This window comes from Nonomuraea cavernae, assembly GCF_040655715.1.
Classification (GTDB): Bacteria; Actinomycetota; Actinomycetes; order Streptosporangiales; family Streptosporangiaceae; genus Nonomuraea; species Nonomuraea cavernae_A.
Genome location: NZ_JBFAKL010000009.1, coordinates 202772 through 228559 on the forward strand (window position 1 = coordinate 202772; position 25788 = coordinate 228559).

26 protein-coding genes and 1 pseudogene are annotated in these 25788 nt (G+C 71.9%); 15 read left to right on the plus strand and 12 right to left on the minus strand.

Features of this window, described 5'->3' with window-relative positions; genetic code table 11:
- Window positions 1-66: 66 nt before the first annotated feature.
- Genes AB0I38_RS15980 through AB0I38_RS15990 form a run of 3 tightly spaced genes read left to right on the plus strand, consistent with a single transcriptional unit; the run spans window position 67 to window position 3018 of the window.
- Window positions 67-303 (plus strand): hypothetical protein, encoded by a 237-nt coding sequence (locus tag AB0I38_RS15980; protein WP_358467518.1) that lies wholly within the window; start codon window positions 67-69, stop codon window positions 301-303.
- Window positions 282-2360, plus strand: a complete 2079-nt coding sequence (locus AB0I38_RS15985) for a sensor histidine kinase (RefSeq protein ID WP_358467520.1) — start codon at window positions 282-284, stop codon at window positions 2358-2360. Before AB0I38_RS15980 ends, AB0I38_RS15985 begins: the two co-directional genes overlap by 22 nt.
- Window positions 2353-3018 (plus strand): response regulator transcription factor, encoded by a 666-nt coding sequence (locus AB0I38_RS15990; protein WP_358467522.1) that lies wholly within the window; start codon window positions 2353-2355, stop codon window positions 3016-3018. Before AB0I38_RS15985 ends, AB0I38_RS15990 begins: the two co-directional genes overlap by 8 nt.
- Before the next feature lie 38 nt (window positions 3019-3056).
- On the opposite strand, the gene AB0I38_RS15995 is transcribed toward AB0I38_RS15990, so the two are convergent.
- The 6 genes from AB0I38_RS15995 to AB0I38_RS16020 all read right to left on the minus strand — a co-directional run bounded on the left by AB0I38_RS15995 (window position 3057) and on the right by AB0I38_RS16020 (window position 9685).
- Complete coding sequence (locus tag AB0I38_RS15995) at window positions 3057-3317, minus strand: hypothetical protein (RefSeq protein ID WP_358467524.1); 261 nt, start codon at window positions 3315-3317, stop codon at window positions 3057-3059.
- 163 nt (window positions 3318-3480) lie between these two features.
- Window positions 3481-4740 (minus strand): NAD(P)/FAD-dependent oxidoreductase, encoded by a 1260-nt coding sequence (locus tag AB0I38_RS16000; protein WP_358467526.1) that lies wholly within the window; start codon window positions 4738-4740, stop codon window positions 3481-3483.
- A 72-nt stretch (window positions 4741-4812) separates the two neighbouring features.
- Window positions 4813-6060 carry an NAD(P)/FAD-dependent oxidoreductase gene (locus AB0I38_RS16005; RefSeq protein ID WP_358467528.1) on the minus strand — a complete coding sequence of 416 codons (1248 nt, stop codon included), beginning with the start codon at window positions 6058-6060 and terminating at the stop codon, window positions 4813-4815.
- Window positions 6061-6063: 3 nt separating this feature from the next.
- On the minus strand, window positions 6064-7446 hold the full coding sequence (locus tag AB0I38_RS16010; protein ID WP_358467530.1) for an NAD(P)/FAD-dependent oxidoreductase: 1383 nt from the start codon (window positions 7444-7446) through the stop codon (window positions 6064-6066).
- Window positions 7443-8903 (minus strand): FGGY family carbohydrate kinase, encoded by a 1461-nt coding sequence (locus tag AB0I38_RS16015; protein WP_358467532.1) that lies wholly within the window; start codon window positions 8901-8903, stop codon window positions 7443-7445. Before AB0I38_RS16015 ends, AB0I38_RS16010 begins: the two co-directional genes overlap by 4 nt.
- Window positions 8900-9685 (minus strand): DeoR/GlpR family DNA-binding transcription regulator, encoded by a 786-nt coding sequence (locus AB0I38_RS16020; RefSeq protein ID WP_358467534.1) that lies wholly within the window; start codon window positions 9683-9685, stop codon window positions 8900-8902. Before AB0I38_RS16020 ends, AB0I38_RS16015 begins: the two co-directional genes overlap by 4 nt.
- Before the next feature lie 433 nt (window positions 9686-10118).
- Between AB0I38_RS16020 and AB0I38_RS16025 the strand changes: the two genes are divergently transcribed.
- The 4 genes from AB0I38_RS16025 (at window position 10119) to AB0I38_RS16040 (ending at window position 14029) form a co-directional block, all read left to right on the plus strand.
- Window positions 10119-11081 (plus strand): substrate-binding periplasmic protein, encoded by a 963-nt coding sequence (locus AB0I38_RS16025; RefSeq protein ID WP_358467536.1) that lies wholly within the window; start codon window positions 10119-10121, stop codon window positions 11079-11081.
- Entirely contained in the window at window positions 11078-11827 is a 750-nt protein-coding gene (locus tag AB0I38_RS16030; RefSeq protein WP_358467538.1) for an amino acid ABC transporter permease, read from the plus strand. Before AB0I38_RS16025 ends, AB0I38_RS16030 begins: the two co-directional genes overlap by 4 nt.
- Entirely contained in the window at window positions 11824-12594 is a 771-nt protein-coding gene (locus tag AB0I38_RS16035; protein ID WP_358467540.1) for an amino acid ABC transporter ATP-binding protein, read from the plus strand. Before AB0I38_RS16030 ends, AB0I38_RS16035 begins: the two co-directional genes overlap by 4 nt.
- Window positions 12595-12664: 70 nt before the next feature.
- Window positions 12665-14029: an NAD(P)/FAD-dependent oxidoreductase gene (locus tag AB0I38_RS16040; protein ID WP_358467542.1), complete on the plus strand. Its 1365-nt coding sequence runs from the start codon at window positions 12665-12667 to the stop codon at window positions 14027-14029.
- A 50-nt stretch (window positions 14030-14079) separates the two neighbouring features.
- Here the strand turns inward: AB0I38_RS16040 and AB0I38_RS16045 are convergent, their stop codons facing one another.
- A complete protein-coding gene (locus tag AB0I38_RS16045) occupies window positions 14080-14535 on the minus strand; it encodes a nuclear transport factor 2 family protein (RefSeq protein WP_358467544.1) in 456 nt (151 codons plus the stop codon).
- A gap of 31 nt (window positions 14536-14566) precedes the next feature.
- Window positions 14567-15445 (minus strand): TIGR03619 family F420-dependent LLM class oxidoreductase, encoded by an 879-nt coding sequence (locus tag AB0I38_RS16050; protein WP_358467546.1) that lies wholly within the window; start codon window positions 15443-15445, stop codon window positions 14567-14569.
- A 160-nt stretch (window positions 15446-15605) separates the two neighbouring features.
- Between AB0I38_RS16050 and AB0I38_RS16055 the strand changes: the two genes are divergently transcribed.
- The gene (locus AB0I38_RS16055) at window positions 15606-15947 is read left to right on the plus strand and encodes a DUF5713 family protein (protein WP_358467548.1); all 342 of its coding nucleotides are present in this window, start codon (window positions 15606-15608) and stop codon (window positions 15945-15947) included.
- Window positions 15948-16064: 117 nt separating this feature from the next.
- Here the strand turns inward: AB0I38_RS16055 and AB0I38_RS16060 are convergent, their stop codons facing one another.
- Entirely contained in the window at window positions 16065-16202 is a 138-nt protein-coding gene (locus AB0I38_RS16060) for a hypothetical protein (protein ID WP_358467550.1), read from the minus strand.
- 7 nt (window positions 16203-16209) lie between these two features.
- Here AB0I38_RS16060 and AB0I38_RS16065 point away from each other — a divergent pair, with 7 nt between their 5' ends.
- Window positions 16210-16497, plus strand: a complete 288-nt coding sequence (locus AB0I38_RS16065) for a hypothetical protein (protein WP_358467552.1) — start codon at window positions 16210-16212, stop codon at window positions 16495-16497.
- A 34-nt stretch (window positions 16498-16531) separates the two neighbouring features.
- Here AB0I38_RS16065 and AB0I38_RS16070 read toward each other — a convergent pair whose 3' ends face one another.
- Window positions 16532-18766 (minus strand): Orn/Lys/Arg decarboxylase N-terminal domain-containing protein, encoded by a 2235-nt coding sequence (locus AB0I38_RS16070; protein WP_358467554.1) that lies wholly within the window; start codon window positions 18764-18766, stop codon window positions 16532-16534.
- Between the two features lie 287 nt (window positions 18767-19053).
- Here AB0I38_RS16070 and AB0I38_RS16075 point away from each other — a divergent pair, with 287 nt between their 5' ends.
- The 4 genes from AB0I38_RS16075 (at window position 19054) to AB0I38_RS16090 (ending at window position 23960) form a co-directional block, all read left to right on the plus strand.
- On the plus strand, window positions 19054-20748 hold the full coding sequence (locus tag AB0I38_RS16075) for a DEAD/DEAH box helicase (protein WP_358467556.1): 1695 nt from the start codon (window positions 19054-19056) through the stop codon (window positions 20746-20748).
- The gene (locus tag AB0I38_RS16080) at window positions 20720-22942 is read left to right on the plus strand and encodes a sensor histidine kinase (RefSeq protein WP_358467558.1); all 2223 of its coding nucleotides are present in this window, start codon (window positions 20720-20722) and stop codon (window positions 22940-22942) included. The genes AB0I38_RS16075 and AB0I38_RS16080 overlap by 29 nt, the downstream gene beginning before the upstream one ends.
- A 298-nt stretch (window positions 22943-23240) precedes the next feature.
- Window positions 23241-23462, plus strand: a complete 222-nt coding sequence (locus AB0I38_RS16085; protein ID WP_358467560.1) for a hypothetical protein — start codon at window positions 23241-23243, stop codon at window positions 23460-23462.
- 93 nt (window positions 23463-23555) lie between these two features.
- On the plus strand, window positions 23556-23960 hold the full coding sequence (locus AB0I38_RS16090; RefSeq protein ID WP_358467562.1) for an AfsR/SARP family transcriptional regulator: 405 nt from the start codon (window positions 23556-23558) through the stop codon (window positions 23958-23960).
- Here the strand turns inward: AB0I38_RS16090 and AB0I38_RS16095 are convergent.
- Window positions 23881-24204, minus strand: coding sequence for a hypothetical protein (locus tag AB0I38_RS16095; protein WP_358467564.1), 324 nt, complete (start codon window positions 24202-24204; stop codon window positions 23881-23883). The genes AB0I38_RS16090 and AB0I38_RS16095 overlap by 80 nt on opposite strands.
- Before the next feature lie 322 nt (window positions 24205-24526).
- On the opposite strand from AB0I38_RS16095, the pseudogene AB0I38_RS40390 reads away from it, so the two are divergent.
- A pseudogene (locus tag AB0I38_RS40390) lies at window positions 24527-24646 on the plus strand (zinc ribbon domain-containing protein); the annotation flags it as partial.
- 107 nt (window positions 24647-24753) lie between these two features.
- Here AB0I38_RS40390 and AB0I38_RS16105 read toward each other — a convergent pair.
- Complete coding sequence (locus AB0I38_RS16105; RefSeq protein ID WP_358467566.1) at window positions 24754-24927, minus strand: hypothetical protein; 174 nt, start codon at window positions 24925-24927, stop codon at window positions 24754-24756.
- Window positions 24928-25336: 409 nt separating this feature from the next.
- On the opposite strand from AB0I38_RS16105, the gene AB0I38_RS16110 reads away from it, so the two are divergent.
- Entirely contained in the window at window positions 25337-25678 is a 342-nt protein-coding gene (locus AB0I38_RS16110; RefSeq protein ID WP_358467568.1) for an STAS domain-containing protein, read from the plus strand.
- Window positions 25679-25788 lie beyond the last annotated feature (110 nt).

Genomic DNA, 25788 nt, shown 5'->3' on the forward strand with positions numbered 1-25788 from the left:
AGCTCGTTGCTACGATGAGTTATCGAACGATCACACCTCGTGATCCCTCCTTCATTGGAGCTCCCCATGCGCACCTCTTTCAGAGTGCTCGCCTGCCTGGCGGTCGCCGGCGCCGTGCTGACGCCCGCCGGGGCCGCCGCGGCCGCCGAGTCCGCCGCCAAGCGCTACATCGCCTCCTACTACTCCGAGTCCGGGTGCCGGGCGGCCGCCCGTGACGGGGTGAGGAAGGGGCACTGGACCAACCCCGTCTGTGTGAAGTCGATCCGTTTCTACCTCGGCACGTGGGACCTTTGGGTGGACTGACCTCGGATCTCGTCACCACCGTCCGGTGGCACACCCGTGGCGCGCACCTGGCCGGAATGGCCTCGGCGCTGCTGCTCGCCGTCCTGGTGGCGAGGTTCGCGGTGATGCTGCCGGACTGGGGGCTACAGGGGCTGTCGCCGCCCGGCCCGGCCCGGGTGACCGCCGAGGTGACCCGGCTGGTGGTGGGGCTGCCGGTGTGCGTGGTCGCGGTGCTGCTGCTCGCCGACCGCTACGCGTTCCGCAGGGGCCGGCTGGTGCTGGCCGCCGGGGTCGCGTGGATCGTGCTGCCCGCCGTGTCCGACGTGCTCGCGCACCTGCGGAGCCCCGCGGCTCCCGTGGCCGCCGCCGCGATCCTGCTGGGCACCGTCGGGGCCGTCTGCCAGCCGCTGACCGTGCTCCTGTTCCCGTTGTGCCTGCTGCCCGGCTCGGCCTCGCGCCGGTGGCGGCGGACCGTGGTGCTGGTGGCCGTCGCCGCCAGCGTCCAGTACGCGGTGATCTGGACGCTGGGCACCCCGGGCCTCCCCGGATTCGCCAGCCCGTGGCTGGAGACGGCGGCGGGGGAGTGGGCCTCAGACCTGCTGCACGACAGCCACGCCCTCCTCGACTGGGTGACTCTGGCCGTGACCGTGGCGATGACGGTCGATCTGGCGCGCGGCGCGTGGCGGGCGCCCGCGGGGGAGGGGCGCGGGGTCCGAGGGCTGATCGCGACCGCGTACCCGCTCTATGTGTGCCTGCTGCTGTCCGACCTGGGGGGAGAGACCTGGACGGTCGTGGCGCGGGCGGCCGGTGTCACGCTGTGGGGAGCCATGATCTGCCTGGCCGCCTCCCGGGGCGGCATGTGGCGGCTGGAGCGGGTCACCAGCCATCGGATGGCCCGCGCGTTCGTGCTGGCCGTGCTGGTCATCGCCGTGACGTGCGCCGCGACGGGAGCGTGGGCGGCCTTTCCCACCGCGCGCACCGGGGCCACCGTGATCGCCGCCTGCTGCGCGCTGGCGGCCGGCTGGGCCGCCCGGCCGGTCGTACGGCACGCCGTCATGGCGATCGAGCGGGCCTTCTACGGCCCGCGCGCCCGCCCGCACGAAGCCGTCCGCGCGCTGGCGGTACGCCTCCAGCAGGCCCCCCATCCCGGCTCCGTGCCCGAGCAGATCTGCCGCAGCGTCGTGGAGGATCTGGGCCTGTCCGGGGCGCGGATCGGCGTCGAGACCCGGGCGGGCCCGCGCGTCCTGGCCGCCGCCGGCTCCCCGGTGAGCGGGCCCCGGCAGGTCTTCCCGCTGCGCCACCACGGGCAGGTGGTGGGCCGCCTGGAGGTGGCCCGCGACGGCGCGAGCACGCCGGCCGAGCGCGACACCGAGCTCCTGTCACTGCTGGCCGACCAGGCCAGCCCGGCACTGGCCGCGCTGCGGCTGGCCGAGGACGCGCGGGCCGCCCGCGAGCGCCTGGTGCTGGCCCGGGAGGAGGAGCGCAGACGACTGCGCCGCGAGATCCACGACGGCCTCGGGCCCCAGCTCGCCGCGGTCCGGCTCCGGCTGGGCGTCGCGCAGGCGTGCGGCCCGCCGTCCGCCGCCGACGCCCACCTGCGCGAGGCCGTCGAGGTCCTCGGCGAGGCGCTGGCCGAGGTGCGCCGCATCACGGCCGGGCTGACCCCGGCCACCCTGGTGGACCGGGGGCTGCTCGACGCGACCCGGATCCTGGCGCACCGCCTCACCACAGACGCCGTACGCGTGGCGGTGACCGATCCGGCCACCCCGCTGCCCGTCCTGCCTCCGGCGGTGGAGACCGCCGCCTACCGCATCACCGCCGAGGCCGTGACCAACTCCGTGCGTCACGCGGGGGCGCGCGGCGTCGAGGTGACCTTCACCGCGGGCCCCGGCGCGCTCACCGTCACCGTCACTGACGACGGCACCGGCTTCGGCACGGACACCGTGCCCGGCACCGGCCTGTCGTCGATCGCCGAACGTGCCGAGGAGATCGGCGGCGCGGCCACGATCGCCACCGCGCCCGGCGGCACCACCGTGACCGCCACTCTGCCCACCACCCTCGGAGATCCCCATGAGTGAGACCGGGCCACGCGTCTGGCGGGTGTTGCTGGTCGACGACCATCCCCTGTTCAGGGAGGGGCTGGCCGCGGCGGTCGGCCTGGACGCCGAGTTCACCGTGGTGGCGCAGGCGGCCACCGGCCAGGAGGCCCTGGCCGAGACCGCCCGCACCGCCCCCGACCTGGTCGTCATGGACCTCAACCTGCCGGGACGGTCGGGCATCGAGGCCACGCGTGACCTGCTGCGGGCCCATCCCGGCATCCGGGTGATGGTCATGACGATGTCCGAGGACGACGACAACCTGCTGGCGGCGATCCGCGCCGGGGCCCGCGGCTACCTCCTCAAGGGCGCGGTACGTGAGGAGATCCTGCTGGCCCTGCGCACGGTCTGCCGGGGAGGCGCGGTATTCAGCCCGCACATGGCCGAACGTCTGGCCCGGCTGTTCGCCGCCTTCTCGGGCGCCCCGGCCAAGGAGGCGTTCCCCACCCTGACCGCCCGGGAGCGCGAGATCCTCGACCTGCTGGCCCAGGGGCTCGGCTACCGGCAGATCGCCCAGCGGCTGTTCGTCACGGACAAGACCGTGCGCAACCACGTCGGCTCGATCTTCGCCAAGCTGCGGGTGCCCGACCGGGCCGCGGCGATCGTCCGGGCCCGTGACGCGGGGCTGGGCTCGGGATGACCGGAGGGGGGACATCCCGAGCCCCCGTCATCCGGCCGTCAGCGATCGGTCCACAGGTTCCACATCCAGCCCTCCGCGCACTGGTACTGCGACCAGTGCCCGCGGTCGACCCCCTGCTGGCCGGCCGTGATGCAGTCGCTGTGGAACCAGAACTTGCCCCGGTGCACGGGCAGGTCGGCGGGCGACGCGGCCGATACCACCGTGCCCGGCTGCCGGGCTTCGGTGGTCTGCGCGGCGGCGGTCTGGGCGAAGCCGGCCAGGGCGATCAGGAACCCTGCGGCGGCGAGCATGCGCTTCATGAGCGTTTCCCTTTCTCGGGTTTTCCGAGCCGGTGATCCCGGCTCTTCGAACACCTGAAGCCTCGCCCGCCCGGTGTCCCGGGCACATGGGGCACGCGCCACGTCACCGCCCGGGTGCCCTGGGCGGCTGAAGGGGGTCAGAAGCGGCTCGTGCCGAAGGGCGTCAGAAGCGGCTCGCGCCGAAGGGGGCCAGGACGTGGGGGCGGCGGCCGCTCACCATGAAGTCCGTGAGGGCGGCGCCGGAGACCATGCACAGGCCGACGCCGAGCATGCCGTGGCCGGAGTTGACATAGGCGTTGGACAGGTTGGGGAGGTGGTCGATGACCGGGAGGCCGTCGGGAGTCATCGGGCGCAGGCCCGCCCAGAGGTCGGGCAGCTCCGCCGTCGACTCGTCGGCGGGCATGTGCCGCAGGTAGCGGCGGGCGACGCGGATCATGCCCCGGATCATCCGCGGGTTGATCCGCAGCGTCTCGTCGGCCAGCTCCATGCCGCCCAGCACCCGGTAACCACCCTGGAGCGGGGTCACCCCGACCTTGGTGTGCGACAGGTAGAGGGGGTGGGAGGGGGAGTGCTCGGACGGTACGAAGAAGCTGTATCCCTTGCCGCCCCGGATCGGCAGCCGGGCGCCGAGCCAGCCGGCGATCAGGCGGGTGTCCAGCCCGGCGGCGATCACCAGCGCGTCGGCCCGGACCTGCCCGCCGGTGGTCTCGACGGCGGTGACCCGGCCGCCGGCGGCGCGCACCCCGGTCACCCGGGTGTCGGTGAGCAGGCGCACGCCCTGCTTGACCAGGTGATCGGCCAGCGTGTCGCAGAACGCCCCCGGGTCGACGTGCCGCTCTTCGGGCAGGTTGAATCCGTAGCGCACGTTGTCGGACAGCTCCGGCTCCAGCTCGTGGATCTCCTCGGCGCCCATGATCCGGTCGGGCACGGCGTAGCCGGCGGCGCGCATCGGCGCCAGCCCGGCGAGCTGGTGGCGGGCCTCGGCCTCGGTCAGGCAGGCGCGCAGGTTGCCCTGGCGCGGCACCTCGACCGGCACGCCGAGGTCGGCGAGCTCGTCGAAGCCGTCGAACATCTCCCGCGACAGCGCGCCGAGCCGGGCCGAGCCGCTCTCGAAGGCGGACCGGGTGCAGTGGCGGGCGAACCGCAGCAGCCACGGGATCATGCTCGGCGCGGCGTGCGGCCGGACCGCCACGGCGGAGTCACGCTGGAACGACTCGACGATGCCCATCCTCGGCATGCCCGGCCCGGGCGTCGGGATGCTCAGCACCGGGCTGAGCCAGCCGCCGTTGCCCCACGAGGTCGACCGGCCGGGCCGGCCGGACTCGACGACCGTGACGTCGAGGCCGGCTTTCCGCAGGTAGTAGGCGGTGGCCAGGCCGACCGCGCCGCCGCCGACGACGGTGACCGATGAGAGGGCGCTCATACTCGGACGCCGACCTTACTGCTCATTGTTCTGTCCAATACATAGAGGTGTGTACGACAAGTCGTGAATGCGTCATCCGTCTAGCGAGAGCCGTACCGGCCCGGCACCCGGCTCCGCCCGCGCGAGCAGCGACCAGGGGACCCGGAACACCCGGCCGGGAGACGCCGGCCACGGGAGCCGGCGCCGGGCGAGAGGGCGCCCGGCCTGGTGCACCCGTACGACGGGGGAGCGGACCAGCGTGTCGGTCCACAGCAGCAGCCGGCCCCGTGAGGGGGGCGGGTCGCCGAGGCGGACCACCGACGGGGCCACCCAGCGCAGCGGGGCGTCCACCTCGATGTCGAAGGCGACCTCGCCGGGCCGCTCGTCGGCCAGCCAGCGGTGCACGGCGGCGGCCACGTGCCGGCCGTCCAGGGCGGCGATGTCGGCGGTGTCGACGGGGTGGATCAGGTTGCCGGCGGCGAAGACGCCCGGACGGCTGGTGCGCAGCGCGGTGTCCACGACCGGGCCGCGGCTGCGCGGGTCGAGGGCGAGCCCGGTGCCCCGGGCGAGTTCGTGGTCGGGGATCCAGTCGCCGGTCAGCACCACGGTGTCGCACTCGACCCGGCGCCGTCGCCCGGTGCCGACCTGCTCGACGACCACGGCGCTCACCCGGCCGGCGTCGCCCTCGACGGAGACCAGGCGGGTGCCGGTGGCCACGGGCACCCGGAGCAGCGCCCGGCCCGGCAGGTGGAAGGCGGCGTAGGACTCGGGGACCGGCTGCGACGTGGTCATCAGCACCGTGCGGCAGCCCGCCTCGCGCAGGGTCAGCACCGCCGACCAGCTCACCAGCTCTGCTCCGACGATGACCGCCCGCTTTCCGGGCCGCCCGTGCTGGAGGTGGACCAGGTTCTGCAGGTGCCCGGTGGTGTAGACCCCGGCGCCCCGGTCACCGGTGATCAGCCGGGCCGGCCTGGGCCGTTCGCGGGCGCCGGTGGCCAGCACCAGCGCGCGGGGCTCGACGCGCACCAGCCCGGACGGGGTGGTCACCTCCAGCTCGCGGCCGTCGGACACCTGGGTGACCGTGGCCTCGGTGAGGATGCGCGCCCCGGCTCGCTCGGCGCGGCGGTGCAGCAGCCGGGCGTATCCCGGCCCGTTCATCACCCGGTGCAGGTCGCGCAGGCCGTAGCCGGTGTGGTCGCTGTGCCGGGGGATGCCTCCCGGCACGCGTTCGCGCTCCAGCACCAGGATCTCGCCGTCGACCCGGCCGGCCAGCTCGGCGGCGGCGGTCAGCCCGGCGGGCCCCGCGCCGACGACGGCCACCGCGGGCCTCATCGTCTCCATGCCTCAGTCCCCCGTTCCGGTGGCCTCGCCGAACAGCCGGCCGACTTCGGCGCCGCAGAAGAACCCCTGGCAGCGGCCCAGCGTCGCGCGGGTGCGGCGGCGCAGTCCGTTGAGGTCGCGCGGCGGAATCGGCGCGGCGAACGCGTCGCGCACCTCGCCCCGCGTCACCTTCTCGCAGAAGCACACGATCCGCCCGTACTCGGCGTCCGCCCTGATCAGCTCGTCGCTCTGGTACGGCCGGGCGAACGCCTCGCCGAGGACCGGCACCCGCACCGGCGGCGGCAGGTCGGAGCGCGGCTTGAGCGGCAGCCCGGCCTCGTCCAGCAGGTCACGCAGGTGCTCGGCGAGGCTCATGCTCGCCGTCAGCCCGGTGGAGCGGATCCCGCCGAGGCACGCGTAGCGCTGCCCGGCGTCCACGTCGACGACGTAGTCGCCGTGCTCGGTGGCGGCGCGGAGCCCGGCGTAGGAGGTGGTGATCTCTTCCTCCAGGAGTGACGGCATGATCCGGCGGCCCTTCTCCAGCAGCGATGCGATGCCGGCCTCGGAGGTGGAGGTGTCGGTGCGGTCCGGCAGGTCCTCGGAGGTGGGGCCGAGCATCACGTTGCCGAACACGGTCGGGCTGATCAGCACCCCCTTGCCGCGTGAGGTCGGCACCGGCAGCACGATCTTCGGCGCCAGCGGCCGGGCGGCCGTGTCGAACACGATCAGCTCGCCTCGCCGGGCCGTCACGGAGAACCGCCGGTGGCCGAAGAGGGCGTCGATGACGTCCGAGCCGAGCCCGGCCGCGTTGACCACCCACCGGGCCGTGACGTCGCCCCGCGAGGTGCGCAGCGTGGTCAGCTCCGGTCCGGCCTGCACCGACTCGACCCGGGTGCCCAGCCGCAGGTCGATGCCCCGGGCCAGCGCGTCGTAGGCGAAGGCGAGCGTGGTGGACCACGGATCGATGATCGACTCGCCGGGCACGGTCATCCCGCCGAGCGCCCCCGGTCCGAGGGCGGGGACGGTCTCGTAGACGGTGTCCCGGCCGACGATCTCGGCGGCGTGATAGCCGTTGGCGACGGCCTTGTCCCGCAGCCCCGGCAGCGCGGCGAGCTGGTCGTCGTCCCAGGCGACCAGGACGGCCCCGGTCGGCTCGACCGAGATGCCCGTCTCGCCGGTGTACCGCGACAGCAGTGCGTAGCCACGCGGCACCAGCCGCGACTCCAGCGTGCCGGGGGTGGCGTCGAAGCCGGTGTGCAGGATCGCGGTGTTCGCCTTGCTGGTGGCGTCGCCCACGTCGTCACGGGCCTCGATCAGCACCACGTCCAGCTCGAACGCGGCCAGCTCACGGGCCACGGCGCAGCCGACCACCCCGGCGCCGATGATCGCGACATCGTGGATCTTCACGCGTTGTCCTTTCGGGCCGCAGCGGAACGAGCGGCCTGCTCCCAGCGCGCCATCGCCTCGGCGGCCCTCTGCTCGGTCCAGATCGGTTCGAAGGACCTGGCAGGCGACCACACGTCGATCGCGCCCGGCAGGGACAGTTCGTCGTCCAGCGCCAGCCGGGCCAGAGCCGCGGCGCCGAGCGCGGTGGCGTGCGGTGACGGGTAGACGTCCACCGGAACCTGCAGCAGGTCGGCCTGGGCCTGCATCAGCGCATGCGAGCGGGTCAGCCCGCCGTCCACCCGCAGCCGGGTCAGTGGCACGCCGATGTCGGTGCTCATCGCCTGGGCCAGGGTGGCGACCTGCGCCGCCAGGCCCTCGACCACGGCGCGGACCAGCCGGCCCCGCGTGGTGGCCAGGCCGAGGCCGGTGAACGAGCCGCACGGCTCCGGGTTCCACCACGGCTGCGCCAGTCCGGCCAGGCCGGGCACGAAGCAGGCCCCGCCGGAGTCGCCGGCCGCCTCGGCGTCGAGCGCGTCCGGCGCGGACAGCAGGCCCAGGTCGACCAGCCACCGTACGGCGGAGCCGGCGGTGTAGACCTGTCCGTCGAGGCAGTAGCCGGTGGATTTCCGCAGCGACCAGGCGAGCGACGAGGTGAGCCCGCGCGTGGACCGCACCGCTCGCTCGCCCGTGGCGCCGAGCAGGAAAGCGCCGGTGCCGTACGTGCACTTCACCATGCCGGGGTCGAGGCAGCGTTCGGCGACCAGCGCGGCCTGCTGGTCCACGACCAGCCCGGCGACCGGGACCTCCGCGCCGGACCCCGACGCGCCGGACCCCGAAGCGAACATCGACGTGCCGCCCACCACCTCGTCGCAGCGCACCACCCGGGGCAGCGCCTCGTCGTCGAGGCCGAACAGGGCCAGCAGTCCGGGATCCCAGGCGACCTCGTCGAGGTCCAGCAGCAGCGACCGGCTCGCGGTCGTCGCGTCGGTGACGAACTCACCGGTGAGCTGGTGGACGAGCCACGAGTCGGTGGTGGTGACGACGCCCGCGCGGGTGGCGTGGCGGCGCAGCCAGGCCATCTTCGGGGCCGAGAAGTAGGGGTCGAGCATGAGCCCGGTGCGCCGCCGGATGAGTTCGGCGTGCTCGCCGAGATCGGCGCAGACGTCCTGGGCGCGGCCGTCCTGCCAGACCAGCACGGTCGACAGCGGGCGGCCCGTCGCGGGATCCCAGGCGAGCACCGACTCTCCCTGGTTGGCCAGCGAGACGGCGGCCAGCGGCGGGTCTCCGGCTTCGCGCAGCGCGCGGGTCCCGGCCTGCCGCACGGATTCGAGCAGGTCGAGCGGGTCCACCTCGACACGCCCGCCGTCCAGGTAGGCGGGCCGCACCGGGACCTCCACCACCGACAGCGTGCGCTCACCGTCGTGCACCAGCGCCTTCGTGCCCGAGGTGCCCTGGTCGACGGCCAGAATCGCGGTCATGGCCGGCCGGACAGGTCGTTGCTGGTCACCACGTGACAGCCGGCGTTCCGCAGCGCCTCGGTCAGCGCCGTGTCGGTCATCGTGCCGGCGATCAGCCCGGTGAAGCCGTCGAGGTCGCAGACGCGGAACGCGGCGACCCGGCCGTGCTTGGTGGAGTCGGCCAGCACGTACGAGCGGGCCGAGGTGGCGAGCACGGCGCGCTTGGTCGCGACCTCGTCCACGTGGAAGTCGGTCAGGCCGGCGTCGGCGCTCACCCCGCCGGAGCCGAGGAAGGCGATGTCGGGCCGCAGGTCCTGGAAGAAGCCGAGCGTCGTCGCGTTGGACAGCGCCAGGTCGCCCGCGCGGACCCGGCCACCCGAGACCAGCACCTCGATCCGGGCCCGTCCGGCGAGCTCGGAGGCGACCAGGAGCGAGCAGGTGACGACGGTGCCGTGGTAGTCGTTCGGCAGCGATCGGGCGACCTCCAGGGAGGTGGTGCCGACGTCGATCATCACCGTCATCCCGGGGCGCACCAGCGAGGCCGCGCTGCGGCCGATGGCCACCTTCTCCTCCGTGGCGAGGGTCGCGCGGTCGAGGAAGGATGCCTCCTCGCCGGCTATCGGCGCGCGCAGGGTCGCTCCGCCGTGCACACGCACCAGCACGCCCTGCCGTTCCAGCGCGGACAGGTCTCGCCGGACCGTCTCGTCCGAGACGCCGAGCGAGCGGGCCAGCTCTTCCGTGCGGGCGTGCCCGGTGGGGGCCAGGAGGGTGAGGATCCGGTCATGGCGTTCCGCCGCTAGCACCCGGACCACCTCCGCGTCGGGCGGAGCAATCTTTGACCGATCATGACCGATATTGTGGGTTCTGCGGTGTGTTGCTGTCAATGCGGATGGACTGGCAGCTCCTGAGACCCTCATGTTCACGCTGGTCACATGGCATCTTTTCCGGTTTGCCAGCGCTTTGCGGCCTCTTGTGACGCTGGTCACCTTGACAAAGTTCCCACGGATTCCTACGTTACCCACATGTTCACGGGCAGAATCCCTCGAATTACCACAACAAGATCGGGCTGAAACGGGCTCGATCAGCCACGTGAACATCGTGATCGTCCCGCCCCCAGGAACAAGCCGGCGGTCCACGTATGCCTATTGACCACCGCGAGCCCTCGCGGACGGTGGTGGACGGTGCCCCGCACCTGAGGCAGCTGGTTCCGTTGACAAAGGACACGAGGTACCGAAAATGACGCGCACCCCGAACGCCGCGAGATCCCGCAAGCTTGTCGCGGCCGCGTGCCTGACGCTCGCCACCACATGGGGACTCGCCGCCTGCGGCTCCGACTCCGACTCCGGCTCGGGCACCGCCGCCGCCGCCGAGGACCTCGGAGTGAACAAGCCCGGTCAGGTGTCGGTCGGCTTCATGAACGGCCTGATGCCGTACGTCGGCCTTGAGAAGGGGGCCCTGACCGGTGTCGAGGGCGAACTGTTCACGCTCGCCGCCAAGGAGGTCGGCCTTGAGGTGCAGGCGCAGGGCATGGAGTTCTCGGCGATGATCGCCGGTGTCCAGGCAGGCCGCTATGACATCGGCATCGGCGGCATCTCCTGGACCAAGGACCGCTCCCAGGTGGGCGTGATGAGCGATCCCGTCTACTACAGCCCGGCCCTGATGCTGACCCGGCCCGGGGTCAAGGCGACCTCGGTCGCCGAGCTCAAGGGCCTCAACGTCGGCGCGGTCACCGGATCGATCAACGACGAGGCGGTCCGCGCCACCCCGGGCGTCAAGGCCCGCACCTACCCCGCCTGGGCCCAGGCCATCTCCGACCTGGCCGCGGGCCGGCTGGACGCGATCAACATCGACCCGCTGACCGCCGTCTACCTGCGCGACACCCGCCCGGACCTGAAGGACCTCGAGGTCCAGACAATGACGCCGCCCACCGACGAGGAGGTGGCGGCCAACCCCGGCCTGCAGGGCTTCCGGCCGTACCAGGTGGTCTGGTACTGCTCCAAGAAGGCCGAGAAGCTGTGCGGCAAGCTGGACGAGGTCACCAACGGCTGGTTCGCCTCGAAGACCTCCGGTGAGGTGCTCACGAAGTGGGGCGTCAACGCCACCGACTTCCTGACCGCGTCCCCGGAGATGACCACGGTCCGCAAGGGCGTCGACCGGCCCGACACGTGGACGGCGCCCACCGCCGGAGAGGGTCAGTGAGCTTGTTCTCCGTCGACTGGGGCGGTTACGTTCCCGTCCTGGTCGACGGGCTGGTCAAGTCGGTCCAGCTCACCGCGATCGGGTTCGTCGGCGCCTGCCTGGTCGGGTTCGTCGTGGCGGTGCTGCGGATGTCGCAGAACCGCGTGATCAAGGCGGCCGGCTACCTCTACACCGAGCTGTTCAAGAACCTGCCGATCATCACCGGCATCTTCATCATCTACTTCGGCCTGACCGGCATCGGGCTCGTCCTGGACGCCTTCACCGCCGGCTGGCTCGCGCTGTCGCTGTTCTACGGCGCCTACCTGGCGGAGATCTTCCGCGGCGGACTGCAGGGCGTCTCGCGGGGGCAGACCGAGGCGGCTCGCGCCCTCGGGCTGACTTCGTCCCGGGTGCTGATGACGGTGCAGCTGCCACAGGCCGTACGGCTCGCGCTGCCGGCCACCGCCACCATGCTGGTGGACCTGCTGAAGGGGACCGCGCTGCTGGTCACCATCGGCGGCGGCGAGCTGATGACCCAGGCGACGATCATCACGTCGGAGACCTTCCAGCCGCTGGAGGTCTACATCGTGATCGGCCTGATCTACGTGGCGATGAGCTGGCCGCTGGCCCGGCTGGCCGGCTACCTCGAATCCCACCTGCGTGAGGGCACGGCGATGTCGCCGACCAACCGCAAGCTGCGCAGGATCACAAGGGCGAAGCTCGCCCAGGCCGCCACCGCGACCACAGGGGGGAAGGTCGGCCGATGAACGAACCGACGATCCAGATCAGAGACCTGCACAAGTCGTTCGGCGACCTGGAGGTGCTGCGCGGCGTCGACCTCGACGTCCAGCCGGGTGAGGTTGTCGCCGTGCTGGGCCGCAGCGGCAGCGGCAAGAGCACCATGCTGCGCTGCGTGAACCTCCTGGAGACCCCCACCAGCGGCACCATCACCGTGGGCGGGATGACCGCGTTCGCCGACCGCAAGGCGGCGAAGGGCCGTGACCTGGTCGCGCTGCGCCGGAAGGTCGGCATGCTGTTCCAGGGGCTGAACGTGTTCCCGCACCTCTCGGTGGTGGAGAACGTCGCCCTGCCCATGGTGCGGAGCCTGCGCACCGGCCACGAGCAGGCGGTGGACACCGCGATCCAGTTGCTGGGCAAGGTCGGCCTGCAGGAGAAGGCCCTGGCGATGCCCGGCCAGCTGTCCGGCGGCCAGTTGCAGCGGGTCGCGCTGGCCCGCGCGCTCGCGATGAACCCGCTGGCCCTGCTGTTCGACGAGCCGACCTCGGCGCTCGACCCCGAGTCGACCATGGACGTGCTCAACGTCATGAAGGACCTCAGCGCCGAAGGCATGACGATGATCATCGTCACGCACGAGGTGAAGTTCGCCCTCGACGTGGCCGACACCATCCTGATGATCGCCGACGGCAAGGTCATCGAGCGGGGCTCCCCGGCGCAGATCGCCGAGAACCCGCAGGAGCAGCTGACCAGGAAGTTCCTGGCCGAACACACGAAATTCGAAGGCAGCGCCGCCTGACCTCCGCTCCGCGGCAGGTTCGCTTCCTCCCCAGGGCTGAAGCCCGGGGTCTCCAGCAAAGGAAAATCCGATGAATGCCGAGATCCACGACGTCGTCATCGTCGGCGGGGGAGTCGCCGGGCTTTCGGCGCTCTGGCAGCTGCGGCACCGCGACGTGGTGCTGCTGGAGGCCGACGATCGGCTGGGCGGCCGGCTGATGTCGCTGCCGCGCGGCGACTACTGGATGAACCTCGGCGCGCACCTGTTCCCGGGCGCCGGCTCGCACGTCGAGCGGATGACGTCGGCCCTCGGGCTGGAGACCATCGGCATCCCGGGCGCCAAGTTCGCGCTGACCTTCGCCGGCAAGGTGTACGCCAACAAGCGCGTCGAGACCTACCCGTTCACCCTGCCCCTGTCCCTGCGCGAGCGGGTCGCCCTGTCCAACGTCGGCCTGCGCGCGGTGGGCGCGGTCAAGGTGTGGCAGGACACCCAGCGGGAGCGGCCCGGCTGGGCGGCCAACCGCTTCGGCGGCTACCTGGCCAACCGGTCGTTCCGTGAGCTGATCGGCCGCCCGCCGGCCCGGGTGGACGGCATCTTCCGCGCGGCCGGGCACCGCGCCGCCTCCGAGCTGGAGGAGCAGAGTGTCAGCACCGGCGGCGCCCTGTTCGGCGGGGTGTGGGCAGGGCGCAAGAGCCTGCTGTCGTACAACCTCGACGGCGGCTCCGGCCGGCTCGGCGAGGCGATGGCCGCCGAGCTCGGGCACCTGGTGCGCTACGGCGCCGCCGTGACCAGGGTCCGCGAGGACGGCGGCCACGTCACGGTCACCGTGCGCGAACACGGCGAGGAGAAGACGCTGCGCGCCCGCAAGGTGATCATGGCCACGCCGGCGTACGTCTCGCACCGCGTGGTCGAGGGCCTGCCCAGCGACGTCGCCGACGTGCTGGCCGACATCACGTACGGCCCCTTCGTCAGCGCCGGCGTCATCACCACCGAGCGCGGCCGGATGCCGTGGGACCACGTCTACGCGCTCACCGCCACGGAACAGTCCTTCGACATGATGTTCAACCACGCCAACCCGCTGCGCACCGGCCGCACCCGGCGTCCCGGCGGCAGCCTCATGGTGTACGCCGGAGGCGACGGAGCCCGCAGGATGCTGGACCTGGAGGACAGCGGCGTGGAGTCGCGCTACGCCGACGACCTCGTCGGGGTCTACCCCCAGTTGCGCGGCAACCTGGGCGAGATCAGGATCCAGCGCTGGGAACACGGCATCCCCTACCGCCGCCCCGGTTTCTCCTTCGAGCCGATGCTCCGCCACAGCCGTCGCACCGACGTCGGCGTCCACTTCTGCGGTGACTACTTCGGCGACCTCGGCAACATGGAGCTCGCCGCCGCGTCCGGCTTCCGGGCCGCCCTGCGCGCCGGTGCCGCGCTCGGCACGAACGCCGCGCGGGCTTGAGCGGCGTCATGCGGCCCGCATGCGGGAGGTGGCGGCCGAGAGTGCGCGGCCTATCGGCGCTCGGGGCCGGTCAGGGTGGCCATCGCACGATCGGGCTCCCAGTGGGCCCGGATGGAGGTGATCAGGCCGGCGTCGTCGACCGTGTAGACGATCACGCAGTCGACCGTCATGGTCGTGCCGCCGTCCATGGTCATGGTGATGGCGGCGACGTTGGCGCAGCACGGCCCGTTGGCGAAGGAGTCGCTGACGTGGAAGCGGAACGCGCGCACCGAGCTGATGTTGGTGTCCCAGAACGTGCCGATCTCCTGGTGGCCCCGGTGGCCCTTGCCCTCGGGGTCGAGCATCGAGGGGCCGACGGGATCCTCCAGGAGGGCGTCCGGACCGAACAGGCCCAGCCAGTCGGATCTGCGCCCGGCGACGACCGCGGCCATGGACGCCTGGGCCGCCCGGCGCGCGGCGTGGTCGTCGTCCGGCGCGTCCCAGGTGACGGCGGTGGAATCAGTCACATCGAAACTGTAACCCGTTCTTGTTCGCCGGTTAAGGGGTGACTTTGGAGATCACCGACTCGGCGAACCGCTCCAGGTGCTCGATCTTCTTGCTGAGCGGCTCCGTGTCCGGCCCCTTGATGTACGGGTTCCGGAATCCGACGATCACATCGGTGACGCCCTTGTCGGCCAGCCGCCGCACCCCGTCCACGGTGTAGGCGTCGTAGGAGATCACGTGCACCTCGAAGGGCCGGTCGGCCGTGCCCTCCTCGGCGCGCAGGGCGGCCAGCCTGGCGAGCAGCGTGTCCAGCTCGCCGGGGTCGCCTCCGCCGTGCATCCAGCCGTCACCGAGGCGGGCGGCCCGGCGCAGCGCCGCGTCGCTGTGCCCGCCGACCAGGACGGGGATCGGCTCGCTGGGCGCCGGTGACATCTTCACCGGCGGCAGGTCGTAGAACTCGCCGTGATACTCGAAGTAGCCGCCGCTCGTCAGGCCGCGGAACACCTCGATGGCCTCGTCCATCCGCTTTCCCCGCCGCGCCCACGGCACCCCCATGACCGCGAAGTCCTCGGGCCACGGGCTGAGCCCCACGCCGAGGCCGAGCCGGTTGCCGGTGAGACAGGCGATCGAGCTCGCCTGCTTGGCGACCAGCACCGGCGGGCGGACCGGCAGCTTGAGCACGAACGGCGTGAACCGGATCGTCGACGTCACCGCGCCCATGGCGGCGACCAGGACGAACGTCTCGATGAAGCTCTTGTCCTCAAGGAAGGCCCGGTCGCCGTCCGCGGTGTACGGATAGCTCGCGTCGGACTCCTCCGGATACACGAGGGAGTCCGCGACGCTGATGCTCGCGTAGCCCGCCGCCTCGGCGGCCTTGGCCAGCGGGAGATGGAACGACGGATCGGTCATGGCCTCGGCATAGGTGAACCGCATGCGAGGAGCGTAATAGAACCTGTTCCACTACAGAAGGCCCGGAGGGCCCGAAGCGCGACAACGGCTGGTGCGCGTGAACGCGGAACCGGCCGGTGGGCGTCGGGGCGGTGGTGTGGTGCAGCATCGAGATTCAGCCGTACGCGCAGAACGGGAGATCGAGATGTCGCTCACGAACCAGCAGGTGGCCAAGCACGCGTTTCTCAAGGACCTGTACGCAGACGACTACTACCCGGATCACGTCCTCGACCAGGCGAAGGCGATCCTGCTGAGGCTGTGCGGGCGGATCGAGGCCGAGCGGCCGGCGGAGCTCGCGGCACTCTACGCGCTCACGCGGACCGCGACGGAGGAGTTCAACGCCCTGGAGGCGGAGTTCGAGGCGGCCGGCAGTGAGATCGAGACCGTCGCGCGAGAGGTGATCGCCGAGGACTTCTGGTTCGTGGCCTCGGCGTACGGGTTCGCGGAGGCGGACGCGGAGAAGCTGGTCGCCGGCCGCGACTGGTGACGCGGGCGCCGGCGCCGCCCTCTCGCCTCGTGGTGCTCTCCCGTACGTGCTCATTCTTGCCGGGGGGCAGATGGGCCACGGTGCCGCGCGCGCCGTCGGAAGGGACCCCCGCTCCGATCAGGAGTCGCCGACGCGCCACAGCTCGATGGTCTGGCGGGCCAGCGCCTGCTCGGGGGAGTCCGACGGCACCTTGGCCGCCGCCAGGGCGGCGCCCAGTGCTCCCTCGAACCGCCTCAGCTCGATCGCCGGCGACATCGACGGCATGAAGGCCCGCGCCAAAAGCGCCGCGACCGAGATCAAACAGTCGACCGGCCCCCTGGCCTCGGTGGCCTCGTCGCTCCCCACACACGGGGCGATCTCCGCCCTGCGCGCCATCGCCGGTGGCGCGCACGCGGGCCTGCCCGGCGGCCTGGCGCATCTCGCGCTCTGGCTCGTCATCGGGCTCGCCGGAACCTTCTACGCCACCGAACGCCGCCGCTTCCTCAAACCGCGCGAGCTGGGATTCACCGGCCACGACCTGCCGCGGCCATCAGCCGGTGTTCGACCATGACCAACATCCGAGCGTTCGGCCTCGGCGTTCGGCTTCAGCGTTCGACTTCGACGTGGTAGCGGCCGCCCTCGTCGCGGTGCGCGCCGTGGATGTCGGTGGCCAGGTCGGGGAACGAGCGGTCGAAGTCCTCCAGGGCGTGCAGGAACGTCATCAGCGGGCCGTCGGCGGGCCCCGTCGCCTCACCGGGGATCAGCATCGGGATCCCCGGCGGGGTGACGACCACGGTGGCGGCGGAGACGCGGCCGGGCAGGTCGGCCAGAGGGACGCGTTCCGTGCGCGAGCGGATCAGGGCCTGGTAGCTGTCGGCCGGGGTGCGGACGGGTTCGGGCAGGGTGGTGAAGATCTGGTCGAGGAGCGCGCCGAGCCCGAGGGCACGGAGCCGGTCGTGCACGTCGGTGCAGAAGCGGCGCAGCGTGGTCGCCGGCGGACCGAAGCCCGGCAGCACCTCGGCCAGGGGCAGGTCGTCGTCGTAGGCACGTTTGAAGTCGGTGAGCGCGTCGATCAGCGTGCCCCACTTGCCCTTGGTGATGCCCATGGAGAACAGCACCAGCAGCGTGTGGTCGCCGGTCTTCTCCACGACGATGCCACGCCCCCGCAGGTAGGTGGCCACGATCCGGGCGGGGATGCCCCAGTCGAGTGTGCCCTCGGCGGCGTCGGCGCCGGGGCAGGTGATCGTCACCTTGACGGGGTCGAGCAGGCAGTAGCCGTCGGTCAGCCCCTGGAAGCCGTGCCAGGCGGCGCCGGGCTCCAGGGTCCAGCACGCCGGATCGGTGCTCAGCAGCACGGGATCGGCGTCGGCGAACGGGATGGGCAGGCCGGTGCCGGGGTCGGTGACCTGCGGGGGCTGCCAGACGCCGAAGTACCAGTCGGGACGCCGCCCGTCCTCCCGGATGCGGGCGGCCAGCCGGACCATGGCCTGGCGGAACCGGACCGCCTCAAGGACCGCCTCGCCCGTCAGGTAAGCCCCGGACGGGCCGTCCATCATCCCCGCCGCGACGTCCAGCGAGGCGATCATCGGGTAGAGCGGCGAGGTGGAGCAGTGCATCAGGTAGGTCTCGTTGAGCCGCTCGTAGTCCACCGGGGCGCGTCCGGCGGACCGGACGTGCAGCATCGCCGACTGCGACAGGGCCGCCAGGAGCTTGTGCGTGGACTGGGTGGCGAACACGGTGGGACGGCCCGGCCCCGGCAGTGTCCGCTCGTCCACGGCCATGCCGTAGCGGCGGGCGTAGAGCGGGTTGAAGCGGGCGTAGGCGAACCACGCCTCGTCGAAGTGCACCCGGGGGACACTCTCGCTCAGCAGCTCGGCGACCTGTACGGCGTCGTAGCAGAGCCCGTCGTAGGTGGAGTTGGTGATCACGGCGTAGGCCGGGTCGCCTTCCGCGAGGGGGTGGCCGGACAGCCGGGCACGCAGGGTGCCGGCCCGCAGCGCGGCGGGCGGGATGGGGCCGGCCAGGCCGAGGCCGTTGCGTTCGGGCACCAGGTAGACGGGGCGTGCGCCGCTGATGGTCAGCGCGTGCTGGAGCGACTTGTGGCAGTTGCGATCGACCAGTGCGGTCTCGTCGCGGGCGATGGCGTGGTGGCCGACGATGCGGTTGGCGGTGGCGTTGCCGTTCATCACGAAGAAGGTGCGGTCGGCGCCGAAGACGCGGGCGGCGTTGCGTTCGGCGTCGCCGATGGGGCCGGTGTGGTCCAGTGGCGAGCCGAGCTCGGGGACGGAGATGGACAGGTCGGTGCGCAGCAGGCGCTCGCCGTAGAAGTCGAAGAACGCCCGCCCGACCGGCGACTTCAGGAAGGCGACGCCGCCGGCGTGCGCCGGGGTGTGCCAGGAGTACTGGTGGTGGTCCTGCAGCTTGCGCAGCGCGCGGAAGAACGGCGGGAGGATCCGCTCGGTGTACTCCTCGGTGGCGTGCGCGATGCGGCCGGCGATGAAGTCAGGGGTGTCCTCAAGCGGGAACACGTAGCCCTGGATGACCTCGTACACCCACAGGGGGAGCTCCTGCTCGGCGGTCATGAGGAAGACCGGCAGGCCGCGGAAGCGCTGGGTGACCGCCCTCAGCACCTGAGCGGCGCCGGGCGTGTCCCAGTCGGCCAGCATGCCCGCCAGCGAGGCGTCCGAGCCGACCACCGCCAGCGCGTCCTCGGTGCGGTGCGTCCAGCGCAACTGGACGCCGAGGTCGTCCATCGCCGCGCTGACGCGGCGGATCTGCTCGGCGAGAGCCGTGTCGGCGTCGGGGCGTTCCGCGACCGCGGCGAGGACCGTTCGTTCCATGCGCACTCCATGATCGGGGGGACCGTCGATCGACCCTTTACCCTGAGTCGTTGATCGTCACTCAGGGTGTGTGGGGCGGTGTCCTGCGAAATCGCCGTAATATCGAAGGCGACTTGAGGGTCACGCCCGCCGTGTTCCGCGGGGGTGGGTCCGCACCCTGATGCCTCCCGCGCCGGCCTCTCGCCGGACGGCGTGCGCAGGAGGCAGAGGAGGGTCGAAGCCCTTCCCGGGAGCTGACCGGCAGCGGGGGTGTCGACGTGGATGTGGTAGTTCGTGAGGAGTCGGAGATGAGCATGAACGCGACCGGTGGCGAGGGCACCTTCGCCGATCTGGGGCTCCGAGCCGAGCTCCTGGACGTCCTGTCCACCCTGGGGTACGAAGAGCCCACCCCGATCCAGTGGGAGGCGATCCCCCCGTTGGTGGAGGGTCGTGATCTGCTCGGCCAGGCGGCGACGGGCACGGGGAAGACCGCGGCGTTCGCGTTGCCCACGCTCCAGCGCATGCCCCGCCCCGGCGATGGCGCCGGGCCGGTGACGCTGGTGCTCGTGCCCACGCGCGAGCTGGCCATACAGGTCTCGGAGGCGTTCCATCGGTATGGCCGCGTGCTGGGCGCCCGCGTCCTGCCGATCTACGGCGGAGCGCCCATCGGGCGGCAGTTGCAGGCGCTCCACCGCGGAGTGGACGTCGTGGTCGCGACACCGGGCCGGGCCCTCGACCACATCGGCCGGGGCACGCTCGACCTGGAGGGGCTGCGCACGGTCGTGCTGGACGAGGCGGACGAGATGCTCGACATGGGGTTCGCCGACGACATCGAGGCGATCCTCGCGGCGACCCCCGAAAACCGCCAGACCGTGCTGTTCTCCGCGACGCTTCCGCCGCGCATCGACGGCATCGCCCGCCGTCACCTGCGCGACCCGGTACGGATAGAGATGGGGCACACCACGGCGGAGGGCCGTCAGACGACTCCGCTGGTGGAGCAGAGCGCCTACCTGGTCGCCAGGGCGCACAAACCCGCGGCGCTCGGCCGCCTCCTCGACATCGAGGCGCCGACGGCCGCGATCATCTTCTGCCGCACCCGTGAGGAGGTCGACCAGCTCACGGAGACCATGAACGGCCGCGGCCACCGCGCCGAGGCCCTGCACGGCGGGATGGAGCAGGAGCAGCGCGACCGGGTGATGTCCCGCCTGCGGGCCGGGACCGCCGACCTGCTCATCGCGACCGACGTGGCCGCGCGTGGCCTCGACGTCGAACAACTCACCCACGTCGTCAACTACAACGTCCCGTCCGCGCCCGAGGCGTACGTCCACCGCATCGGCCGGGTGGGCCGCGCCGGCCGCGAAGGGGTGGCGCTGACCCTGGTGGAGCCACGCGAGCACCGCATGCTCAAGGCGATCGAGCGGGTGACCAAACAGCGGATCCCGGTGGAGAGGCTGCCGACCGTCGCCGACCTCCAGGCGCGCCGGATGGAGCTGACCCGGGCCGCGCTGGAGGAATGCCTCCTGCAGGACGACCTGGAGCCCTTCCGCGCCGTGGTCGAGTCGCTCGCCGACGAGTTCGACCTCATGGAGGTGGCGCTCGCCGCCGTCAAGCTGGCGCACGAGTCCAGTGGCGCCACGCTCGACGAGCAGGAGATTCCGGAGATCGCCGCGCGGCCCGTGGAGAAGCGGCGTGGGCAGCGGGAGGGCGCCTCGGACGGCGAGCGATACGGCCGCCCCCCGGCGGGTGGAATGGCACGCCTCTTCTTCAGCCTGGGCCGCAGCGCGGGCATCAGGCCCCAGGACCTGGTCGGCGCGATAGCCGGCGAGTCGAGCCTGAGCGGACGCGACATCGGCGCGATCGAGATCGCCGACCGGTTCTCGCTCGTGGAGGTGCCGGCGCACGCCGCCAACGAGGTGATCGACGCCCTCCGGCGAAGCACGATCAAGGGCAGGAGACCGAACGTCCGCCGCGAGCGTGACCAGCGCGGCAGACGACCACGATGACGCCCAGGTCGTGGGCAGGCTCGACACCGTCCGCGACGATCCGCTGATGACCGGAGCCGGGGGCGGCGAGCCGGGCGGGGGCGGTGAGCCGGGCGGGGGCGGTGAGCCGCGTGGGGGCGGTGAGCCGGGTGTGGGCCACCCGGACGCCCGGTGGGTGACGTGGGCGCGAGGGGTGTCCGCGGTGCTGGCCGTGTTGTCGGTGTCGCTGACCGTGGCCGGCACCGCGATCCAGTTCTCCCTGCCGGACGCGTGGGCGCCGTGGCCGCCCATGGCGCCCGACCACGGCGCGGGCCTGACGTTCCCCCTGATCGGCGCGTTCCTGATCGCGTACCGTCCGCGCCTGAAGCTGGCCTGGCTGATGTGCGCCGGCGGCCTCGGCTGCGCGGTCAACGTGATGATGACCGGGCTGCAGTTCACGCAGGCGGCGGCCGGTGACCTGGAGAGCGCGGGATGGCTGCGCATCCTGGCGATCGCGGGCTGGACGGCCGGGGCCTGCGCGCTGGGGATCCTCATACCGCTGCTCTCACCGGACGATCGCCTGCCCTCGCGCCGCTGGCTGCCGGTGGCGATCACCGGTGTGGCGGCGACCCTCATCGAGGGCGTGCGCAACACCGTGCGGCCGACTCCGCCCGCGAGCACCTACCGCTGGCCCGAGGTCATCCCGAATCCCCTGGCGATCGAGGCCCTGGCTCCCTATCACCCGGCGTTGACGAGCTCACTGGTCGTGCTGATCAACGCCTGTGTGGTGCTGGCCGTGATCTCTCTGCTGGTACGCCTGCGGCACGCGTCCTCGACGGCGCGCAGGCAGATCGCCTGGCCGCTGAGCGCGTTCGTCGTCTACACGCTGTTCGTGCTGCTCGGCGAGGACTACTGGCTGCCGGCGACGATCTGGACCGCGCTGATCTCGGTGGCGATCGCGTTCGCGGTGCTGCAGTACCGCCTGTACGGCATCGACACCGTCATCAGCCGGACCGTCATCGCGGCCGGCCTGATCGCCGCGGTCGGCGCGGTGTACTTCGGCACCGGGGCCCTGGCCGCGCTGCTGGTGTCGGGCTACGACCAGGTGGCGGGGCTGGCCGCCGCGCTGGTGGCGGGCGCGTTCTTCCAGCCGCTGCGCACCCGCCTGGGCCGCCTCACCGACGTGATGCTGTACGGCGAGCACGGCCGGCCCGAGGAACTGGCCAGGAGGCTGGCGCGCGAGGCCGGCGAGACCGAGCCGGTCAACGCGCTGGCCGCCGTCACGGCGGTGGTGCACGACGGCCTGGGCGTGACCGGCGTGGTCGTCGAGGCCGGCCCGGGGGGCATGCGGGTGGAGCTGGGCCAGGTCGGTTCGGACCCGCGCGTCGTGCCACTGGTGTGGCACGGCGAGCCGGTCGGCCGGATGCTGATCGGGCCGCCCGGACCGCGCCGCTTCTCCGCCGCCTACACCGAACGGCTGATCAGGACGGCGACCCTGCACGTCGCGGACGTCGCGCACGCCGTGCTGATGACGGCCGACCTGCAGCGTTCCCGGGAGCGCATCCTGAACGCGCGTGAGGAGGAGCGGCGCAGGCTCCGCCGCGACCTGCATGACGGCCTCGGCCAGGCGCTCACCAACATGTCGATGTCGCTGACCATGGCCCAGCTGCGCCTGCGGGAGGTGCCGTCCGCGGCCGACCGGATGCTGAGGGACCTGCGCGGCAGCATGGACACGGTCAGCCAGGAGGTCCGCGAGCTGGTCTACGGCCTGCGGCCGCCCAGCCTGGACGACCTCGGCCTGCTGGGGGCGGTGCGCGCGCTCGCCGAGAAGCCGGGACCGCCCGTCCAGGTCGAGATGGAGGGCGAGACCCGCGACCTGCCTGCGGCAGTGGAGGTGGCGGCGTACCGGATCGCGCAGGAGGCGCTGACCAACGTGCGCAAGCACGCCGACGCCACCCGCACCACCGTCACGCTGGCCTGCTCCGAGGACGCGCTGGTCGTGCGGGTGCGTGACGACGGCAAGGGGCTGCCCCGCCACCGCCGCTCCGGCGTCGGCTTCGCCTCGATGCGCGAGCGCGCCGCCGAGCTGGGCGGCACCTGCCTGATCACCCCGGCCCCCGCGACCGGCGCCGGCGCCGGGCCGGGAACACAGGTGGAGGCCACGCTCCCGCTTCCCGGGCGCTCGCGGACCGCGAAGATCACCGGCTCGCCGCGCTCCGAAGCGGCACGGGGATGACCGGGCAGGCTCCGATCCGGTGACCGCGCGTCCGCGTGCTCGCGGGCCCGAACCCCCAGGCTCCGCGGCCCGGCCGGCCGGTGTCCGCACCCGCCAACGCGTCATAGTCCCGCTGCGAACCATAGGTGAGGAGCATGTATTTCACCGCAGTGCCTCCTGTGTCGACGTCTTCCAGATGAGACGTCGGAGGTGAACCCGTCAATCGGACATTCACCGGATGGTAGGCGCCGGATTCGGCGACTGTCGCGGGTCGTTCGTGGTTCGCCGCGGGGAGCGTCGCCGGCGCGGTGACGCGGCCGTGAACGACTGGAGCCCGGCGATCCACGTCGATCCAAGCGGCGCCGCCGTCCCGATCCTCTACTACGACGCGAACGGCGCGGGCGACCCGTCGTGCTACGACCGCGTCATCGGCTACCCGGTCCGTAAGTGGCAGATAGCACTGGCCGAACACGACGGAGGTGGGCTCGCCGGGACGGAACCGGGCTGGCGAAATGCCCCCATGTCGCATGCCGACTACTGAGGCGGTTTTCGGAAGGTCTCCGATAACTCGCGGACGCTGACGGTGGTGTCAGCGTGACGACCTCGTCGGGGATCGGACAATCTCCCCGGCGAGATGCTCTCCCGGGACTCGCGGGTCCAGGCCCCGGCTCCGGTGTCGGCGTACCTGCAAGAGCTGCATCTCAGCGCGGTCGAGCGACGGATCGACCTCGTCGTGGCCGACGAGCATGGCTGCGACGTGCTCGCGTGGGTGGCCGATCTGGCACGGCGCCATCCGCTGCGCGAGTCCTTACACGTACGCCTGCTCGGTCGCTGCGGCCGGCCGGCCGAGGCCTTGGTCCACTACGAACGGCTCCGACGCCGCCTGGCCGACCAACTCGGCGTCGATATTTCAGTCGTGGGGAGCGCTTCGATCTTTACCCACTCTCCGCAGAGCCCGCTCAGTCACCCGCGCCCTCATCGAGGCTGCCTTCCAACACGCCGGTGTCGAGGAGGTGCGCCCCGGCATCGTGCAAGGTGATGCCGTAGCCGACCGGCGCGTCGCCCGGAGGCGTCCAGTCGTTCGCCGAGATGATCGCCTTGAAGCGGGTGTCGCGAGTCGGGCCGTCGCCGGCGAGGTGGCCGCGCAGGTGGCCGGCACGGTCGTACACAGCCCAGCGCCCGGCGCTCCTCTGCGGCATGGCGGCCGGGTTGTCCTTGAGCCACTGCGCGTTGGCCGCATGGTCGGGTTGCTCGCCGGCCTCATTCGGCTTGACGGGCTTCATCAAGCACTCCGGAGGGGACCGTCGCCTTTAGGCGACGCGGGAATCAGGAGCGGGAGGGCCGCCAAGGCCTGAGCGTGCAGTGAGTTGTCTGGTCTGCGCATCAAGGGTTTCCTTCCGGGTTAGTGCCGATAGCGTGGTTTCGTTGCTGAGCGGGGGGCTGTGGCGCGTGTCGCCGCACTGCACGGCAAGGTACGGCGGCAGCGCCTTGACGGCGCTCACAAGGCCGCGCTCGCACTCGTGCGCGCATGCGACGTGATCGTGTACGAGGACCTGCGCATCGCGAACATGCGCCCGATGCGGGCACCGCGCGAAGGAGAACCGCGCCACCCAAGCCGAGTTCCGATGCACGGCGTGCGGCCACCATGCGCACGCCGACGTCAATGCGGCGATCAACATCCTCAGGGCAGGGCTTGCCCTTCGCCCGGCTGCGGAAGCGGCCTAGCGAGAAACCGCTCCCTTCAGGGAGCGGAGGAGTCACAAGGCGTCCTGTTCGCTCTGACCGGACAAAACGCTCGGCCCGGCCTGGGCTGGGGTGTCCGGCATGAGGGATCAGTCCCGGGGAGCGTCCTTGACCTTCCCGCTGGACTGCTGCGGATCGCCCACGACCCGATCGGTCTTGCCCGCGATCGGCGGGCGCTGGCTGGGGGTGGTGCGGCCGAGGCGCGGCCTGATCCAGAGCTTGAGGGCCCGCACCTTGTTGTTGATTTTCCAACGCAGACTCATCGAGACTTCCCTCTCACCGCTCAGCTCGGTCGTCGCTCCCGGAGCAGATCTGTCGAATCCGTCGCCCCATCGGCCATGGCCTCGTGCCTGGCGGACATTCGCCGCGGTCACGCGGCCTGAAGGCCCAGTGTCCTCCCTGGCCTGCGGCAGGGAAACGAGCCATTATCGGTCCGGTTATCACTGGAATCGATGAACGCGCAGACGGTGTCAGAGAGAGCTGTCGGCTCGGTAATCGCGGCTGATGATAAGCCCGATGGAGACTGCCGCTGTCCGCCACGCCGGGTCTCCTGGACGATGGCGTCAACCGCGCCTGACTGCTCCGTTCACGTTGATCCCCAGTGCGACGTGTCCATGGCCGCCCCGGACCCGCGGCCGCCCTGGCCCGCACTCCCCGCCCGCAGGAGCAGCCATGAACACTACGGACCCGATCGCCGCTTTCACACCCAGCACGGCGGCCGACCGGCGCCTGCGCATCACACCACTCGCCGACCTTGCCGGCCTGCGTATCGAAGGTGAGCTCGATCGCGCCACCCTTCCCACCCTGGTCCGGACACTGGCCTCGATAGCGGGCCACACCAGCTTCTGCATCGATCTGAGCGGTCTGATGTTCTGCGACGTCGGGGGCCTGCGCTGCCTGCTCACCGCCGCCGTCGGCCTGCCTGACGGCCACGTTCTGACGTTGCGGTCGCCCTCCCCGCAAGTCCGGCGCCTGCTCGAACTCACCAACTGGGCGCAGACGGCCGGTTTTTGACTGCAGGCGCCGCCGTCGTCGACCACCTGCGAAGCGACTCTGGTCCACTTCAGCGCCGCGACGCGCGCAGACAAGGACGTGCGCCTGATCGCCATGGCACGACCGCGTGG